We start from the raw sequence: 17,171 nt of genomic DNA, 5'->3' as shown, positions 1-17,171 counted from the left end.
AACAGCAGGTGTTTCTGGCTGAGTTTCAGTCTCTGCTTCAACTGATTCAACAGTAGGTGCCTCTGGCTGAGTTTCAGTTTCTGCTTCAACAGCAGGTGCCTCTGGCTGAATATCAGAGTTTGCTTTTGCTTGAACTGTTTCGTCCTCGCTTTTTAGCTGTGCCTCATATTCTGCTGCAGCTTGATCCGCAACAGGAACGAAAGCAGGTTCAGCATCTTTATCACCTTCCGGTTTACGACGACGCTGACCCGCAGCGCGCAGATGTCTTGGGGAGCGACGAGAACGTGTTCTTGGTGTTTCGTCAGTACCTGCTTCTTCACCTTGCTTTGCTTGCTCAGGCTGCTCATCAATTACTGAATCAATAGGCTCTTGAACTGGTTTAGCATCAGAGGCTGGCTTATCAGTGTGCTGCTCTTTAACTTTTTCTTGACTCTTGCTTGAAGTTTCCGGAGCCTTTTTCTCAGGGCTCGGTTGCTTCGTTGAAGCAGGCATAGCAGCTTGTTTGTTTTCTGATACATTTTCTACAGCAGTTGCTTCACTGTTAGTATCTGTTTGCTCGCTCACGCGCACTTTTTTGCGCATGTTACGGCGTTGACGTCGAGGCTTAATTCTTGTTTCTTTTGCTTCAACTTCAGTGTTAACAACAGCTTCTTCTTTTGCAGGTTCAGTAGTGCTTACATCGTTGCGTTTGCGCTGGTTTTGGCGGCGGCGTTTATTACGACCTTCATTTTTATCACGACTGTCGTTACTTGGGCGGCTTTCATTGTTACGTGTTTCTTGCTCAACACCAATGTCCTGTGATTGCTCATCACGTTTTTTGGGGGTGTTTCGACGCCTGTTTTGATTTTTACGACGATTATCGTTACCACGACGAGGCCTATGCTCCGGCTCTTTCTTTTGCTCTGGTGCCTTTTGTTCAGGTTCTGGCGTGAATAAGGCTTTTAGCCAATTGCTAACACGTGTAAGCAGGCTCGGTTCAACTTTGGCTACAGTAGCTGGCTTAACTGGTTCAGTTGGAGCTGGTGCGGGAGCAGGAGTAGTAGGCATAACTACACCTTTTAATACGGGCTCTTCTTTCACCGCAACAGGTGCTCGAGACACTTCCATAACCTCGGGCTCTGGTACAGTCATTTGTTCGTAACTGGCGGCTTGAGAGGTTTCGTCTTTGCGCAAACGCAATACTTCGTAATGCGGAGTTTCCATGTGTTGGTTTGGAATAATGACAACATCACAGTTATGGCGCTTTTCGATTCTATGAACTGATTTACGTTTTTCGTTCAGTAAGAATGCACCGACAGCAACAGGCACTTGTGCATTCACTTGCGCTGTGTTGTCTTTAATTGCTTCTTCTTCAATCAAACGCAAGATAGACAAAGCAATCGAATCGTTTGAGCGAATTGTACCTTGACCACTACAGCGTGGGCATGAATGCTGGCTTGCTTCTCCTAAGCTAGGGCGTAGGCGTTGGCGAGACATTTCTAATAAGCCAAAGCGTGAAATTTTGCCAATTTGTACGCGAGCCCTATCAGGGCGTACTGCATCTTTTAAACGGTTTTCAACTTCTCGCTGGTGGCGAGGCGGCGTCATATCGATAAAGTCGATAACAATAAGGCCACCTAAGTCTCGTAGACGTAATTGACGTGCAATTTCATCAGCGGCTTCTAAATTCGTATTAAGCGCTGTTTCTTCAATATCGCCGCCTTTAGTTGCTTTTGACGAGTTGATATCGATAGAGGTTAAAGCTTCTGTTGGGTCAATAACTATCGAGCCACCAGATGGGAGCCTAACTTCACGTTGAAAGGCTGACTCAATCTGGCTTTCAATTTGATAGTGAGTGAATAGCGGCACATCATTTTGATAAAGCTTTACGCGGCTGATGAAATCAGGACGAAAGCGTTCAATATGTGCTTTTGCTTCTTCAAAAACGCGCGCTTTATCAATTAAAATTTCACCGATATCACGACGTAAATAATCACGAATGGCACGGAAGATAACATTGCTTTCTTGATGTATTAAAAACGGTGCTTTACCACCATCGGCAGCTTGCTGAATCGCTTGCCAATGTACAAGCAGCGCTTTAAGGTCGTAATCTAGCTCTTCGTAAGACTTACCAACACCTGCTGTGCGTACGATAAGCCCCATGCCTTTTGGTAATTCTAAACGACTTAGCGCTTCTTTTAGCTCAATGCGTTCATCTCCTTCGATGCGGCGAGAAATACCACCAGCTCTTGGGTTGTTGGGCATCAATACTAAATAACTTCCCGCTACACTGATAAAAGTAGTAAGCGCTGCGCCTTTTTGGCCACGCTCTTCTTTATCAACTTGCACTATAACTTCTTGACCCTCTCTGATCACATCTTTGATATTAGGACGGCCGTTGAAGGTGTAACCACTTGGGAAATAAGTTTTGGCAATTTCTTTTAGAGGGAGGAAACCGTGACGCTCAGCGCCATAATCAACAAAAGCGGCTTCAAGTGATGGTTCGATACGGGTAATTTTACCCTTGTAAATGTTGGCTTTTTTCTGTTCGTGACCAGGGCTTTCGATATCTAGATCGTATAAGCGTTGGCCGTCAACCAGTGCAACGCGCATTTCTTCTTGCTGCGTAGCATTGATTAGCATACGTTTCATATTGTTACTCTACTTTCAAATTTAGTCGAGTCTGACTGTTTTCAGCATGAGCCGATTTAGTGTTCCCTTGGTTTTAATGCAGTCTCACGACTGGGGAAAGCAGGAACAATTCACATTAACCTTGCCAAGCAATGTACTTTGCTAGTGTTTTTTACACCTGCAGCAAGCATTGGGCAATGCATTTCGCATTTGGTTTTTCGCACGGGCTAAATAGCTCGTTGCTGTTAACTATCAGACAAATATCTTTATTTTTGCTTTTTATATATTTAATCATGCTCAACTCCACTTACGATCTATTACGCTCATCATAAGGTGTTAAACGCACGTGTTTGTTCGGGTGTGACAAAAGCTTTGGAAATCCTAGCTTCAATCTGTATGATCTGACACCCAGATGTGCTTCACGACTAGTATTTTGCGATTAAAAAGCGGTTTCGCAAAAATTGCGAGCCAATTATCCCACTAATACCCTCGTGATAGCAACTAAATTATTACTCAAATCAGTGATTAGGCAATGTCAGAAAAATCCGGTTTAAAAGTTAGCTTTGTTACCATTACCGAAGACCAAGAAGGTCAACGTGTAGATAACTTTTTGGTAACTCACCTAAAAGGTGTACCAAAGAGTGCGGTTTATAAAATTTTGCGCAAAGGAGAAGTACGTGTAAATAAAAAACGTGTTAAACCTGTTTATCGTTTGCAGATAGATGACCTCGTGCGTATTCCTCCCATTAGAACTGCAGAACGAGAAGAGTTCGTACCACGTAATTTAGATAAGGTTTCTGCGTTAGAAGATGCGATTATATTTGAAGATAAATATCTAATTGTTATAAATAAACCGTCTGGTATGGCAGTGCATGGTGGTAGTGGTTTGAGCTATGGTCTTATCGAAGCGCTCAGAGCACTTAGACCTGAAGAAAAAAGCTTAGAGTTAGTCCACCGCCTAGATAGAGACACGTCAGGATGTTTACTTATTTCTAAACGACGTTCAATTTTAAAAGGTTTACACGAACAATTGCGTGAAAAAACCATGGAAAAAAACTATTGGGCATTAGTGACAGGTGAGTGGGCTGCAAAGATAAAAAATGTAACAGAGCCACTGAGAAAAAACACCTTACAATCGGGTGAGAGGGTGGTTCGGGTTGATGAAGAGCAAGGTAAAGCGTCTCATACTCGCTTTAGAGTGCTGGAACGTTTTAGTGATTGCACGCTAGTTCAAGCATCACCTGTCACAGGGCGCACGCACCAGATACGTGTTCACACCCAGTGTAAAGGCCACCCAATTGCATGTGATGATAAATACGGTGATCAAGTATTTGATTCAAAAATGCGCTCGCGGGGTTTAGGTCGATTATTTCTACATGCCCATGATTTACGTTTCTTACACCCAAAAACAGAGACAACGTTGCACGTTGAGGCGCCATTAGATAAGGCACTTACAAACTGTTTGACGACATTAAGGCAAGAGTGAATGGATTACAAATTGGTCATTTTTGATTGGGACGGCACGATAATGGATTCAGTGCCAAAAATTGTTAATACCTTAAAATTAGCTGCTGAAAAAGTGGGTGTTTCGGTGCCTTGCAATGATAATGCAGCTGCTATTATAGGTTTATCGCTAGATACCGCAGTCGCGACTTTGTTTCCTGATGACAATCAGCATTGGGCTGCGCTAATAAAGGCATATCAGCATCAGTATGTGCATGGCGATAATACTGCCACGCCGCTATTTGATAACGCGCATAACTATATTCATCAGTTAAAATCACAAGGCATATTACTTGCTGTCGCTACCGGTAAAAGTCGCGCAGGCTTAGAACGAATGTTGTTGCAAACGGGTTTAGGTCAATATTTTGTGACAACACGCACTGCAGATGAAGCGAACTCCAAACCCAGTCCTGATATGATCAACCAGATCCTTGATGAGCTTAATATAGCTATTGAAGATGCGGTGATGATAGGTGATTCATTATTAGACATGAAAATGGCAGAAAATGCGGGTGTTGATGCTATTGCGATGAGTTGTGGTGCAGCCAGTGCAGAGCAGTTACAACAAAGCAGTGCACGGACTATTTGTGAGAATTACCAGCAGTTAGAATTATTCCTGCAGAGCAAGCACATCGATTCCATGCTCTGCGAGTAATTCATTCAGTCGAATCAAAGGGAGGCCGATAAGGCTATTTGGGTCGTCTCCCTCAAGTTTATCAAACAAGCAAATACCTAACCCCTCACTTTTAAAGCTGCCAGCACATTGATAAGGCTTCTCAGCATCACAATAGGCTTCGATTTGTGACAAAGTCAGGGTTTTAAAATACACCGAGAATGGCTCAACAATGGTTTTGGACTTATTATTCTTGATGTCAAACAGACATAATCCCGTTAAAAAAGTGACCTTGTCTGAGCTAAATGTACTTAACTGTTTGATTGCATTCTTTTTGTTATGCGGTTTTCCTAATATTTGACCGTTGTGTAGTGCTACTTGGTCTGAGCCAATGACTAAACCACTGTTAAAGTGTTTTAAAGCGCTACGAGCTTTGCACTCACTGAGCCTTATAACAAGTTGTTCTGCGGTTTCATTCTTTAATGGGCTTTCATCAATATCCGGTGAGAAGCTTTCAAAGGGTAAGTTAAGTTTTTTAAAAATAGACTGCCTAAATACAGAACTTGAGGCTAAAATAAAGGGTATTTTCATTAATACTCGTAGGTCAATTTAAACGTGTTGCTAGGATAGGACGCAATAACGCGAAAAACAAAGGAAAGTTTGATATTTATTTTGACTAAACCACTAACTATCTATATGATGCAGCCCCTATGCAAAAGGTGAAAATTCCCATCACCCTTGAACCTTGTAGAGCCGCTCAGCGTCGTTTAAGTTATGACGGAACTGTTCAGCTTGAAGAACTTTCTCGTTTAGAGCAAGTTGTACAAGATCAATCAGGTGATATAGCGGTAAACATTCATTGCAAAAATGATGAACAAGGGTTAGTTGTTGTTAGCGGAACTATTCGCGCACACCTGACTGTTATTTGTCAGCGATGTAATGATGAATTAGGGTTGGATTTGGTACAAGACTTTGCTTATACTCCTGTTGGATTAGGTTCAGAGTCAGATGATCTCCCCGATTGCTACGATATGGCAGAGCTAAATGAAGAAGGTGAAATCAATCTTCGTCAACTTATTGAAGACGAAACGATTTTGGCTATTCCTATAGTTCCTACCCATGACGAAGCATCATGCGCCTATTCTGAGAAGCCTGCCAGCTTCGGGGATATAGAGTCGCAAGAGAGCAAACCAAATCCATTTGAAATTTTAAAACAACTTAAGAAAGATTCTTAGGAGAAGGCTAATGGCAGTACAAAAAAGCAAAAAGTCTCGCGCAAGACGTGGTATGCGTCGTTCACACGATGCTATCAGTGGACCAGCTTTAACTGTAGATCAAGTTTCAGGTGAGACTCATCGTCGTCACCATGTGACTGCAGATGGTTACTACAAAGGCGTTAAAGTAATTTCTAACTAAGAGATTACTTTATGCTAACTCATCTAACCATAGCGTTAGATATGATGGGGGGCGATTACGGCCCCCGTTCATCTATCTCTGCAGCAGTCACTGCTGTGAATAAGCATTGTAATCTGGTGCTGCTCCTTTGCGGTAACGAAGCCGTTATCAGCGATGGCCTTAGTAAGCTCGACTCACTTAATCACCCTAGATTAGTCATTAAACACTGCACTGAAGTCGTTACTAATAGCTGTGAACCAGCGCATGCCTTAAGAAATAAAAAAGCCTCGTCAATGCGTATCGCACTGGATTTAGTCAAATCTGGTGAGGCACAAGCTTGTGTTAGTTCTGGCAATACCGGCGCGTTGTTTTTTATGGCGCATTATGTATTAAAAATGCTGCCTGGTATTAAACGTCCTGCACTGATCTCTGCCGTTCCCACAGAAAAAAAACAACCTGTGTATCTGTTAGATTTAGGCGCTAATGTTCACTGTGATGGCCAAACGTTATTTGAATTTGGCATTATGGGGTCCATTGTTGCAGGTCAAGCGTTAGATTTAGCCCAGCCTAAAGTGTATTTACTCAATATTGGTTCAGAAGATATAAAAGGGCATGATGGTATTAAACAGGCAGCGCAATTGATGAAAAATTGTGAGCACATTAATTATCAAGGTTACTGTGAAGGCAGTGATATGTTTTCTGGAAAAGCCGACGTGATAGTGTGTGAAGGGTTTGTTGGTAACGTCGCGCTCAAAACATGTGAAGGCATTGCTAAACTTATTATGCATAAGTTTACAAAAGCACTAAAAAAACATGCTTTTTATCGTGTAATCGCATTTGTTTTACGCCCTATAATAAAAAAACTCTATAAAAGGGTGAACCCCGACCAGTATAACGGCGCTAGTCTGGTAGGATTGCGGGGTATTGTTGTGAAAAGCCATGGAAATGCTTCAAATAAAGCATTTCTTGCTGCGATTGAGGAAGCAGCCCAAGAAGTAGAGCGCCGTATTCCAGAAAAAATTCAAGCTACTTTTGCGCACATAGCATCAAAATCAGAACATCCGTCATCGTCATTCAGCAAATGATTTATTTTTGTTTAGAATTCACGTGGCGTAACTATTACTAGAAGAGCACTATAAATGTCACAAAGAATTGCACTTTTATTCCCCGGTCAAGGCTCTCAAGCCGTAGGTATGCTGTCAGAACTGTTAGAGTCATCAAAGGTTGTGAAGCACACATTTGCTGAAGCTTCTGCTGCATTGGGATATGACCTTGCATCCATGGTGCTACAGGGGCCAGAAGAAGAGCTTAATCAAACACACCGAACGCAACCTGCTTTATTAACTGCAAGTGTTGCAATTTACAGGCATTGGCTTGAAAGTAATCAAGGTAAAGACGTCATTATGGCAGGCCATAGTTTAGGTGAATACTCGGCTTTAGTTTGCGCAGAGGTATTACCATTAAGTGAAGCAGTAAAGCTGGTTGAAAAGCGCGGTTTATATATGCAAGAAGCTGTGCCTGCAGGTGTTGGCTCTATGGCGGCGATCATTGGTTTAGATGATGCTGCCATTGAGATTGCATGCGTTAATTCGGCGCTTGAGCAGATAGTGTCGCCAGTTAATTACAACTCTCCTGGTCAAGTTGTTATTGCAGGTCACAAAGAAGCAGTTGAGCGTGCTTCACTAGCGTGTAAAGAAGCAGGAGCAAAACGTGCATTGCCATTGGCCGTAAGTGTGCCCTCTCATTGTGCATTAATGAAGCCAGCGGCACAAAAGCTAGCGGCAGATCTAGCTGATTTAGAATTCGACAATGCATCGACAGAAGTTATTAATAATGTGGATGTAACCGTTTCAGTATCAGAACAAGAAATAAAGGATGCACTAGTACGGCAACTATATAGTCCAGTTCGTTGGACGGAGACAGTTCAACTATTGGCAAAGCAAGGTATAACACAAGCATATGAGTTTGGACCAGGTAAAGTTATTACTGGCCTAGTTAAACGAATTGATAAATCTGTTGCTTGTAGTGCAGTTAATGACACTACATCGATAGCGGCGGCACAATAATGAGAGAAGAACAAAGACGATGAGTAAATTATTTTCATTAGAAGGTAAAGTTATTTTGGTAACTGGGGCTAGTCGCGGTATAGGTAAAGCCGTTGCTAATCAATTGGTTGCACAAGGTGCCAAGGTTGCTGGCACAGCAACCAGCGAATCAGGCGCTGAGAAAATTAGTGAATATTTAGGTGCTAATGGTAAAGGTTATGCACTTAACGTTACTGATGTTGATTCTATCGCCAGTACACTTGCGGCTATCAAGGCGGATCTCGGTGATGTAGATGTCCTCGTTAATAATGCAGGTATTACTCGCGATAATTTATTAATGCGTATGAAAGAAAGTGAGTGGGACGATATTATCGATACTAACTTAAGTTCTATTTATCGACTGTCAAAAGCGGTTTTGCGTCCAATGATGAAGAAAAAATCGGGTCGCATTATTAACATTGGTTCTGTAGTTGGTACTATGGGTAACGCAGGGCAGGCTAATTATGCTGCTGCAAAAGCAGGTGTTATTGGATTCTCAAAATCTTTAGCACGTGAGGTTGCTTCTCGCGGTATTACTGTTAACGTTATTGCGCCAGGGTTTATCCAAACAGACATGACGAACGAGTTAACAGATGAACAAAAAGCAGCTACGCTTGCAAATGTTCCGGCTGGACGCTTAGGTCAACCTGAAGAAATTGCTGCAGCCGTATGTTATTTAGCCTCTGATGCTGCTGCATACATATCTGGTGAAACATTGCACGTAAATGGCGCGATGTACATGGTATAAAGTTGCAAAGTAGATAATTTTAGTTTTAATTTTTTATGATCTTGCAGCAAACAGACTTGAAATTGCTATTAAAATAAGCGATAAAAGTAGAAAATATGAGTAGAGAGGTTTGACCAGATAAAAAATTCTGAGCAAATCCTTGAATCACAGGATTATGCGCCGTAAACTACGCCGCAATCTGAAAATAACGCAAATGCGTTTTAATAAAGGAAAGAAGAATGAGCGATATTCAAGAACGCGTAAAAAAAATCATTATCGAGCAACTAGGTGTTAAAGAAGAAGAAGTTAAATCAGAAGCGTCTTTTGTAGATGATTTAGGTGCTGATTCACTTGACACTGTTGAGCTTGTAATGGCTCTTGAAGAAGAGTTCGATACTGAGATCCCTGATGAAGAAGCAGAGAAGATCACTACTGTTCAAGCAGCGATCGATTACGTAACTGCTCACGCTGAGTAATTAGCGAACACTCGGGGCAGCGCTCGTTGCCCCTAGTTTTTATCCCCTCATAAAATACTAATTCCTTTTTGGAGGAAACCGTGGCTAAACGTCGAGTCGTAGTAACTGGCTTGGGTATGTTGACGCCGCTGGGTAATGATGTAGCATCAACCTGGCAGGGCTTATTAGATGGCCGTAGCGGCATCGAAAACATCACTCACTTTGATACATCATCCTTTTCAACCAAATTTGCAGGCTTAGTCAACGATTTTGATGCCACACAATACATGGCGAAGAAAGAAGCCAAAAAAATGGATCTATTTATCCAGTATGGTATAGCTGCGGGTGTGCAAGCAATTCAAGATTCTGGTCTTGAAGTGACTGATGATAATGCGCATCGAGTTGGCGTGGCCGTTGGCTCTGGCATTGGTGGCTTAACACTCATCGAAGAAAACCACATTAAATTGCTTAATAGTGGCCCTCGTAAACTATCACCGTTCTACGTACCTTCAACCATTATTAATATGATTTCGGGTCATTTGTCGATTATGCATAATCTACGTGGCCCAAATATTTCAATCGTTACCGCATGTACAACGGGTTTACACAATATTGGTCATGCTGCACGCATGATTGCATATGGTGATGCCGATGCGATGGTTGCTGGTGGTGCAGAAAAGGCGTCTACTCCTATTGGGATGGGTGGATTTTGTGCAGCACGTGCATTGTCGTCACGTAATGACGACCCACAAGCGGCTTCTCGCCCTTGGGATAAAGACCGAGATGGTTTCGTACTCGCTGATGGTGCTGGTGTCATGGTACTTGAGGAGTATGAGCATGCTAAAGCGCGCGGTGCAAAAATCTATGCTGAGCTAGTTGGCTTTGGTATGAGTGGCGATGCATATCATATGACTTCGCCACCAGAAGATGGTGCAGGTGCGGCATTGGCAATGACGAATGCATTAAATGATGCAGGAATTAATGCTGATCAAGTGGGCTATATTAATGCACATGGTACTTCTACAAACGCTGGTGATAAAGCTGAAACGCAAGCAGTAAAAACGATATTTGGTGATGCTGCACATAACGTTATGGTGAGTTCTTCTAAGTCTATGATGGGACACCTGCTTGGTGCTGCGGGTTCTGTTGAGTCTATCATCACTGCTTTATCTTTGGTTAATCAACAAGTAACACCAACAATTAACCTAGATAACCCAGATGAAGGGTGTGATTTAGACTATGTACCTCATATCGCCAGAGATGCAAAACTCGAATATGCATTGTGTAACTCATTTGGTTTCGGTGGAACCAATGGCTCGTTGTTATTTAAAAAGGTATAATGGCGAATTGGCATAATATGAAGAGCCTGGCAATGCCGGGCTTTTTTGTGGGTGATAAATGGAAATTATTGAAGCAAATTCAGTCTCTGATTACGATCGAGGTTTGTTATACGGTGATGGTTTTTTTACCACCGCACAAGTACAGGGTGGGCAAATATTACTTTGGGACCGGCATTTAAATCGTTTGAAAGAATGTCAACAGCGCTTACAGTTCCCTTCGCTTGATTGGCAAACGTTAAATGAACGCTGTAAAGTTGAAAGTCAAAAATTAGAGTATGGCGTTTTGAAAGTTATTATAACGCGAGGTGTTGGCGGCAGAGGTTATTTGCCGCCGAAGCAGGCTCATCCGCACGTTATTTTACAAACATCACACTATCCGACTCATTACCCTGAATTATTACAACGAGGTCTAGCACTTCAATATAGTGCTATTCAACTGGGCCATCAACCGTTGCTTGCAGGTTTAAAAACGCTCAATCGTTTGGAGCAGGTCTTGATAAAACAAGATGCTGAAAAATACCCGTGTGATGACGTACTCGTTTGTGATATTAACAGCGACGTAGTTGAAACCAGTGTGGGTAATCTTATTGCTGTTAAAGCGGGTAGGGCATTCACGCCTATTTTGAACAAATGTGGTATTTCAGGCGTATATTTGCAACACCTTTCGAAGCACAACAAGATTGAGCAAAGGCGGATAAAGGTTGAGGAAATACTAGAAATGGATGCCTTATTTGTGTGTAATAGCCTACTAGGTTGCGCATTTGTTAGGTCGTTAGGGACAAATGAGTTTGATTTATCGCTTGCGAAACTGCTGCAAACTCAATTAGAGTCAGGGATGTTATGATAAAAAAAATACTATTGATGTTTGCTTTGTTGAATTGTGTGGGAGTGGCTTTTATCATCCATCAGTTTCAAGGTATTCAAAACGCGCCTTTTAAGTTTGATGGTGAATTCTATGAGGTCAAGTCAGGTGTTGGCTTCAATCACTTATGCTATGACTGGCAAGCACATGGTTTTATAGATTCGTGTTTTAAATATCAAGTGTATTCTAAATTGGTCCCAGAACAATTTCAGCTCAAAGCGGGTGTTTATGAATTAGCTAATTTGAGTGTACTCGATGCAGTAGCTAAGATACATAGAGGCGAGCAAAAGCAATTTAGTTTTACGATTATTGCGGGAGAAACATATAATAGTGTCTTAAATAAACTGAGCAAGAGCTTATTCATTGATTATCCAAAAGATGAGCCGCAGTTATTGGCGGAGTTAAAAGTGGATGGTAATCCCGAGGGGTGGTTGCTGCCTGAAACCTATTATTATGAGGCTTACACTAAAGCATCAGCTCTACTCAATAGAGCCGCAGAGCGAATGCAATTAGTGTTAACTGATGCTTGGCAGCAACGTATTGATGAACTGCCATTGGACGATCCATATCAAGTGTTAATTTTGGCGTCGATCATTGAAAAAGAAACAGGTTATGAACCAGAGCGTTCAACCATTGCATCAGTATTCGTTAACCGCTTAAATCGTAACATGCGGTTACAAACAGATCCGACAGTCATTTATGGCTTAGGTCAAAAGTTTGATGGTGATATCAAGCGCAGTGATTTGAAGCAATATACGCCGTATAATACCTATAGAATAAATGGATTACCGCCAACCCCTATTGCTATGCCATCCACTGATGCCGTTTATGCAGCTACTCAGCCTGCGCAAACGCCATACTACTATTTTGTGTCTAAAGGTAATGGTCAACATCAGTTTTCTAAGAGCTTGCGTGAACATAATCAAGCCGTTCAAAAATATATTTTAAAGAGAAGTAATGACAGCTAAATTTATTGTAATTGAGGGCTTAGAAGGCGCAGGTAAGTCAACTGCGATGGCAATTTGCCAGCAATTTTTAAAGCAACATGATATAAACTTTGTGCAAACTCGAGAACCAGGAGGAACGCCATTAGCTGAATCATTACGCGATTTGATTAAACAGCAGCATACAGAGCAAGTGGCCAGTGAAACTGAATTGTTATTGATGTATGCAGCCCGTTCTCAGCTACTTCACAATGTTATAAGGCCATCACTAGAGCAGGGTCAGTGGGTACTTGCGGATAGACACGATATGTCATCCCAAGCATATCAAGGGGGCGGTCGTGGTTTGCCAGAAAGTACGTTATGCTCATTATCTAACATAGTGTTAAATGGACTTAAGCCAGACCTGACTGTTTATTTAGATATACCACCTGCTGTAGGGCTTGCGCGTGCGAAAGGCCGTGGGGAGCTGGATAGAATTGAGCTCGAAGCGTTAAGCTTTTTTGAGCGCACAAGAGCACGATATTTAGAGTTGGCAAAACAAGATGAGCATTGTGTGATAGTCAATGCTGATCAGACAATAGACAAAGTGCACGTAGATATTGTGGCTGCTTTGGCACAGTTTTATAAAAGAGTTTTCGGCTAATGTATGAGTGGCAAACGACGCTTTGGCAGCGATTGTTTAAAAGTCAGCAGCAACAGCGGTTTCACCATGCGCAATTATTACATGGTTTAGCGGGAGTAGGTAAACAATCGCTGGCGGAACAGTTGTCTAAAGCTTTGCTATGTGAACATGAACAAAGTCTAAGTGCTTGTGGAAATTGTAAAAGTTGTGTTTTGCTTAGTGCAAATACACATCCAGATTTATTAGTAATAGCACCACAAGGGCAAAGTATATCGGTAGATGCAATTCGTGATTTAGCAAACTTTGTGTATCACTCAGCACAACAAGGGGGCAGCAAAGTTGCAATTATAATTAATGCACAGAAAATGACTCACTCTGCTGCCAATGCACTTTTGAAAACCCTTGAAGAACCAAATGTTGGGCGTTACCTATTACTTACTTGTGATGATATTAGCCAACTATCAGCGACAATTTTAAGTCGGTGTAGCAAGGTTAAAGTTGCAGTGAGTGATAGCAGCTCAGCAATGAACTGGATAGAGACACAATTACCATCGGATGTAAGTTATTCGTGGTTTAAATATTTTTATCAGCAGCCTTTGAAAATACAGCAGTGGTATTTAGATGAACAGTTTGGACAAATAGATACGTTATACAAGTTTGCATGTGATATAAAAGCAAGTCATAATTTCTCACAGGTACAGGCAATACTGAGTGAGTCGCCTGAATTAGTGAACGTTTTATGCTTGTTTATTCAGCAACAGCTAAAAGCAAAGCTGTTAGATGATTTGTCTTATCAAGCTTACAGTCAAGCGCAGGTAGCGCTCGATCAATATATGTCTGATACACAACAAATATTGGGTTTAAACCAATCACTGGGGCTCAATAAGTTAGTTAATACATTAAAAAATACAGTGTAATAGGATAGCCAGTGCAAGAACTGCTTATAGACCTTCAAGAGTTAGATGAATTATATCGTTGTTATATGGCTGCCTTAAAGCATGGTGGTTTATTTGTTAAAAGTAATGCGCGTTTTGAGCTAGGGCAAAGCGTAAAGCTGCGTGTCACTTTGCCTGATGAGATTGAAGATCATGAAATAGTTGGCAAAGTGGTGTGGATAACTCCACAAGGTGCTCAAAACTCTAACCCACCAGGGATTGGTGTGAGCTTTGTTGAGGACCTTGACAGAGTCAACGATAGAATTATTAAGCAGTTAGGCACGGCCCTAAACTCTGATAAACCCACCTACACCATGTAAGAGTAGTTATGATTGTAGATTCACATTGTCATTTAGATAGGCTCGACTTCGATAAGTTAGGGCAAAAGTTACCTGAAATTTTGACGGCAGCACGAGCTAAACAAGTAGAGCATTTTTTGTGTGTCAGCGTTACATTAGAGCAGTTTCCTAATATGCTTGATGCTATTTCTCATTATAATGATGTATCAGCATCATGCGGTGTTCATCCTTTAGACCAAAAAGATGTGCTTGATAAAGCCAAGTTGGCATCATTGGCGGAACATTCTAAAGTAGTTGCAATTGGTGAAACTGGGCTTGATTATTATTACTCAAAAGACACGCATAAAGTTCAACAGGATAGTTTTGTCGGGCATATTGAGGTTGCAAATGAGCTTAACAAGCCATTGATCATTCATACTCGAGATGCCAAAGCGGATACCATTGACTTAATGAAGGCAAATAATGCACAAAACTGTGGAGGTGTTTTACACTGTTTTACAGAGGATTGGGCGATGGCCAAACAAGCGTTAGACTTAGGCTTTTATATTTCTATTTCTGGGATTGTTACATTTAAAAATGCGGTTGAGTTAAAAGAAGTGGTTAAAAAAATTCCGTTAGATCGCTTACTTATCGAAACAGATTCCCCTTATTTGGCACCTGTTCCACATAGAGGCAAAACTAATCAACCTGCGTATGTGCAGGATGTAGCTTATTATATCGCGGATTTGAAAGGAATTGGCTATGAAGCATTAGCCAAAGCAACGACAAACAACTTTTACAACTTATTTAGCTTGGCACGTCGCTCAGATGTTACAGCAAGCTAGCGCATTACCACAATTATTACTTGGCCCGATGCTCAGACGAGCTGAACAGGGCCAAATTTGTTTTCAATTGGTAACAAGCCAGTCGTATACAGTTACAATTGAAATTGCTGACTATCAATGTGTTAGTGAGCAAAAAACATTTCGCTTAGGCGAGCATTGTTTCGTTCATTTGCTGCTAGTGCGCCCTGTGTCTGGATTGTTTGCAGCAGATATTACGCTTGACTATCAGCTGTTCTTGGATGACTTGCGTTATGACTTAGAAGCCTTTTGCTATCCATCACAGGCATCAGCTCAATGTATTGTGCCCAAGCAATTACAGCAAATATTGCATGGGTCTTGCCGAAACCCACATCATTCAAGCCGAGATAGTTTAGCAGCCGCAGACGCCTTGCTTGAAAATAAAAAAGCAGCGGGGGAGGCAGCCCCAAACTTACTTTTGATGTCCGGCGATCAAATTTATGCGGATGATGTTGCAGGGCCAATGTTGCTGGCAATAGCACAGCTAGTTGAGGTACTGGGTATATACAAAGAACAAGCCCACGTTGCACAATTACCACATGACATGCAACAACAACTTTATAATCGGCATAATTTTTTACCAAAAACACCATGGCAGCAATGTCCTAAATATAGCTTTAGTTACTGGTTTAAACGTGGTGAAGCACATTTTACAAGCATGAGTGCAGGAAATCATTTAGTCTACTTCCAAGAGTTTGTTGCATGCTACTTACTTAATTTTAGTGCAGTTTGCTGGCAATTAATCGACCCGCATAAGCTAACTTATCAAGGTATAAACCCTAAGTTTAAAAAGTCTTTTGATACTCAACTGCAAACTATAACGCAATATGTTGATGACTTACCCAAAGCGCAGAGGCTGTTTGCCAATATCTCGACCTTGATGATGTTTGACGATCATGATGTTACAGATGACTGGAACTTGACTGCACGCTGGGAACAAGCCATAGCGGCACATCAAAGTAGTCGGCGGATCATTAATAGTGGGTTACTAAGCTATTGGTTATTTCAAGGCTTGGGTAATGATGCGATGCGTCATAGTGGTGCTTTAAGCGCTGAATTTGAAAGAAGCTTAGAGGGCAATACATGGCAGTTTAAAGCCTTAGATAAAGCGCTCAATAGGTTTAAAAATTGGCATTACTGCTTAGAAACAGTGCCGAAAGTAGTGGTTATGGATACGCGTACTCACCGTTGGCGTAATGAGCAAAACTTTAATGAGCCCAGTGGATTATTAGATTGGGAAATGCTCATGGAATTAGAAGACACACTACTGGATCACAGTGCCGTCATTTTAGTGTCTCCAGCGCCTGTATTTGGGGTTAAATCTATCGAAGCTATTCAATCGGTATTTAATTTTTTTGGTCAGCCATTATTAGTCGATGTTGAAAACTGGATGGCACATGAAGGCTCTGCTCGTAAGTTATTAGAGATATTTAGACGCTCTGATACGCCAAAAGAAACGATTATATTATCGGGCGATGTCCATTATTCGTTTTGTTTTTCGGTACAAAGTAGGTTTGGTAAACATCATAATCGAATTTGGCAACTAACTGCGTCGGGTATCAAGAATGAGTTTCCGAAAAAATTAATCAAGTGTTTAGATAAATTAGACTCCATGTTGTACGCACCATGGAGCCCACTAAATTACTTTACCAAGCGTTGGCATATGGAAGTGAACAAACACCCACTGCTTGGTTCGTCGAGCAATAAACCCTATTTAGTATCTGATAGCGCTATAAGTTTGATCACGTTAGAGCAAGCGGAATTAGTTCGATATCAATTGCTACATCATGATGGTAGGGTACAAGAGTTCTCTCTAGAAACTGATTAGTGTGCTTTACATGTTCTCATGTCGATTTAACAGCGCTGTCATTCAATTTGTACTCTTGCCACCATAAACGTTCGCTGTCCCTGTAAAAGTATTGCCACTTTATAACCGCCAA

Annotated in this window: 18 protein-coding genes; 16 read left to right on the top strand and 2 right to left on the bottom strand. The window is 41.6% G+C overall.

The window, feature by feature from the left end; all coding sequences use genetic code 11:
• Positions 1 to 2,631 (bottom strand): ribonuclease E (rne, locus tag SANK73390_RS13675; RefSeq protein WP_462766570.1); only part of this gene is annotated, 2,631 nt, incomplete at its 3' end.
• 511 nt (positions 2,632 to 3,142) lie between these two features.
• Between rne and rluC the strand changes: the two genes are divergently transcribed.
• Positions 3,143 to 4,096, top strand: a complete 954-nt coding sequence (rluC, locus tag SANK73390_RS13670) for a 23S rRNA pseudouridine(955/2504/2580) synthase RluC (protein ID WP_261592370.1) — start codon at positions 3,143 to 3,145, stop codon at positions 4,094 to 4,096.
• Positions 4,097 to 4,768 (top strand): HAD-IIIA family hydrolase, encoded by a 672-nt coding sequence (locus tag SANK73390_RS13665; RefSeq protein ID WP_462766569.1) that lies wholly within the window; start codon positions 4,097 to 4,099, stop codon positions 4,766 to 4,768.
• On the opposite strand, the gene SANK73390_RS13660 is transcribed toward SANK73390_RS13665, so the two are convergent.
• Positions 4,724 to 5,317 carry a Maf family protein gene (locus SANK73390_RS13660; protein WP_261592372.1) on the bottom strand — a complete coding sequence of 198 codons (594 nt, stop codon included), beginning with the start codon at positions 5,315 to 5,317 and terminating at the stop codon, positions 4,724 to 4,726. The two genes, SANK73390_RS13665 and SANK73390_RS13660, sit on opposite strands and share 45 nt — an antisense overlap.
• 119 nt (positions 5,318 to 5,436) lie before the next feature.
• On the opposite strand from SANK73390_RS13660, the gene yceD reads away from it, so the two are divergent.
• From yceD to SANK73390_RS13590, 14 genes are all read left to right on the top strand, one after another.
• A complete protein-coding gene (gene yceD / locus SANK73390_RS13655) occupies positions 5,437 to 5,961 on the top strand; it encodes a 23S rRNA accumulation protein YceD (protein ID WP_462766567.1) in 525 nt (174 codons plus the stop codon).
• A gap of 10 nt (positions 5,962 to 5,971) precedes the next feature.
• Entirely contained in the window at positions 5,972 to 6,142 is a 171-nt protein-coding gene (gene rpmF / locus SANK73390_RS13650) for a 50S ribosomal protein L32 (RefSeq protein ID WP_070985127.1), read from the top strand.
• Positions 6,143 to 6,153: 11 nt separating this feature from the next.
• Positions 6,154 to 7,206, top strand: a complete 1,053-nt coding sequence (gene plsX / locus SANK73390_RS13645; protein WP_462766566.1) for a phosphate acyltransferase PlsX — start codon at positions 6,154 to 6,156, stop codon at positions 7,204 to 7,206.
• A gap of 54 nt (positions 7,207 to 7,260) precedes the next feature.
• Positions 7,261 to 8,187, top strand: coding sequence for an ACP S-malonyltransferase (fabD, locus tag SANK73390_RS13640; protein ID WP_462766565.1), 927 nt, complete (start codon positions 7,261 to 7,263; stop codon positions 8,185 to 8,187).
• A 19-nt stretch (positions 8,188 to 8,206) separates the two neighbouring features.
• Entirely contained in the window at positions 8,207 to 8,953 is a 747-nt protein-coding gene (fabG, locus tag SANK73390_RS13635; protein ID WP_261592376.1) for a 3-oxoacyl-ACP reductase FabG, read from the top strand.
• A gap of 218 nt (positions 8,954 to 9,171) precedes the next feature.
• Complete coding sequence (gene acpP, locus SANK73390_RS13630) at positions 9,172 to 9,408, top strand: acyl carrier protein (RefSeq protein ID WP_070985135.1); 237 nt, start codon at positions 9,172 to 9,174, stop codon at positions 9,406 to 9,408.
• Between the two features lie 80 nt (positions 9,409 to 9,488).
• A complete protein-coding gene (fabF, locus tag SANK73390_RS13625; protein ID WP_261592378.1) occupies positions 9,489 to 10,727 on the top strand; it encodes a beta-ketoacyl-ACP synthase II in 1,239 nt (412 codons plus the stop codon).
• A gap of 58 nt (positions 10,728 to 10,785) precedes the next feature.
• Entirely contained in the window at positions 10,786 to 11,571 is a 786-nt protein-coding gene (gene pabC, locus SANK73390_RS13620) for an aminodeoxychorismate lyase (protein WP_462766564.1), read from the top strand.
• Positions 11,571 to 12,557 (top strand): endolytic transglycosylase MltG, encoded by a 987-nt coding sequence (gene mltG, locus SANK73390_RS13615; protein WP_462766576.1) that lies wholly within the window; start codon positions 11,571 to 11,573, stop codon positions 12,555 to 12,557. The genes pabC and mltG overlap by 1 nt, the downstream gene beginning before the upstream one ends.
• Positions 12,547 to 13,176: a dTMP kinase gene (gene tmk, locus SANK73390_RS13610; RefSeq protein WP_462766563.1), complete on the top strand. Its 630-nt coding sequence runs from the start codon at positions 12,547 to 12,549 to the stop codon at positions 13,174 to 13,176. Before mltG ends, tmk begins: the two co-directional genes overlap by 11 nt.
• Complete coding sequence (gene holB, locus SANK73390_RS13605) at positions 13,176 to 14,072, top strand: DNA polymerase III subunit delta' (protein WP_462766562.1); 897 nt, start codon at positions 13,176 to 13,178, stop codon at positions 14,070 to 14,072. The genes tmk and holB overlap by 1 nt, the downstream gene beginning before the upstream one ends.
• Positions 14,073 to 14,083: 11 nt before the next feature.
• Positions 14,084 to 14,410 (top strand): PilZ domain-containing protein, encoded by a 327-nt coding sequence (locus tag SANK73390_RS13600; RefSeq protein ID WP_462766561.1) that lies wholly within the window; start codon positions 14,084 to 14,086, stop codon positions 14,408 to 14,410.
• A gap of 8 nt (positions 14,411 to 14,418) precedes the next feature.
• A complete protein-coding gene (locus SANK73390_RS13595; RefSeq protein ID WP_462766560.1) occupies positions 14,419 to 15,213 on the top strand; it encodes a TatD family hydrolase in 795 nt (264 codons plus the stop codon).
• Positions 15,197 to 17,059, top strand: coding sequence for an alkaline phosphatase D family protein (locus SANK73390_RS13590; protein WP_462766559.1), 1,863 nt, complete (start codon positions 15,197 to 15,199; stop codon positions 17,057 to 17,059). The genes SANK73390_RS13595 and SANK73390_RS13590 overlap by 17 nt, the downstream gene beginning before the upstream one ends.
• Positions 17,060 to 17,171: the final 112 nt, after the last annotated feature.

This window comes from Pseudoalteromonas sp. SANK 73390, assembly GCF_054966645.1.
Note: the sequence above shows the minus strand (reverse complement) of the source record. Positions and strands in the feature narration are given on the sequence as shown.

Bases quoted from the DNA above. Each gene is read 5' to 3' on its own strand.
- SANK73390_RS13660 (WP_261592372.1), bottom strand. From the start codon at position 5,317: ATGAAAATACCCTTTATTTTAGCCTCAAGTTCTGTATTTAGGCAGTCT.
- yceD (WP_462766567.1), top strand. From the start codon at position 5,437: ATGCAAAAGGTGAAAATTCCCATCACCCTTGAACCTTGTAGAGCCGCT.
- pabC (WP_462766564.1), top strand. From the start codon at position 10,786: ATGGAAATTATTGAAGCAAATTCAGTCTCTGATTACGATCGAGGTTTG.
- fabG (WP_261592376.1), top strand. From the start codon at position 8,207: ATGAGTAAATTATTTTCATTAGAAGGTAAAGTTATTTTGGTAACTGGG.
- acpP (WP_070985135.1), top strand. From the start codon at position 9,172: ATGAGCGATATTCAAGAACGCGTAAAAAAAATCATTATCGAGCAACTA.
- tmk (WP_462766563.1), top strand. From the start codon at position 12,547: ATGACAGCTAAATTTATTGTAATTGAGGGCTTAGAAGGCGCAGGTAAG.
- rluC (WP_261592370.1), top strand. From the start codon at position 3,143: ATGTCAGAAAAATCCGGTTTAAAAGTTAGCTTTGTTACCATTACCGAA.
- SANK73390_RS13665 (WP_462766569.1), top strand. From the start codon at position 4,097: ATGGATTACAAATTGGTCATTTTTGATTGGGACGGCACGATAATGGAT.
- SANK73390_RS13590 (WP_462766559.1), top strand. From the start codon at position 15,197: ATGTTACAGCAAGCTAGCGCATTACCACAATTATTACTTGGCCCGATG.
- fabD (WP_462766565.1), top strand. From the start codon at position 7,261: ATGTCACAAAGAATTGCACTTTTATTCCCCGGTCAAGGCTCTCAAGCC.
- SANK73390_RS13595 (WP_462766560.1), top strand. From the start codon at position 14,419: ATGATTGTAGATTCACATTGTCATTTAGATAGGCTCGACTTCGATAAG.
- plsX (WP_462766566.1), top strand. From the start codon at position 6,154: ATGCTAACTCATCTAACCATAGCGTTAGATATGATGGGGGGCGATTAC.
- rpmF (WP_070985127.1), top strand. From the start codon at position 5,972: ATGGCAGTACAAAAAAGCAAAAAGTCTCGCGCAAGACGTGGTATGCGT.
- holB (WP_462766562.1), top strand. From the start codon at position 13,176: ATGTATGAGTGGCAAACGACGCTTTGGCAGCGATTGTTTAAAAGTCAG.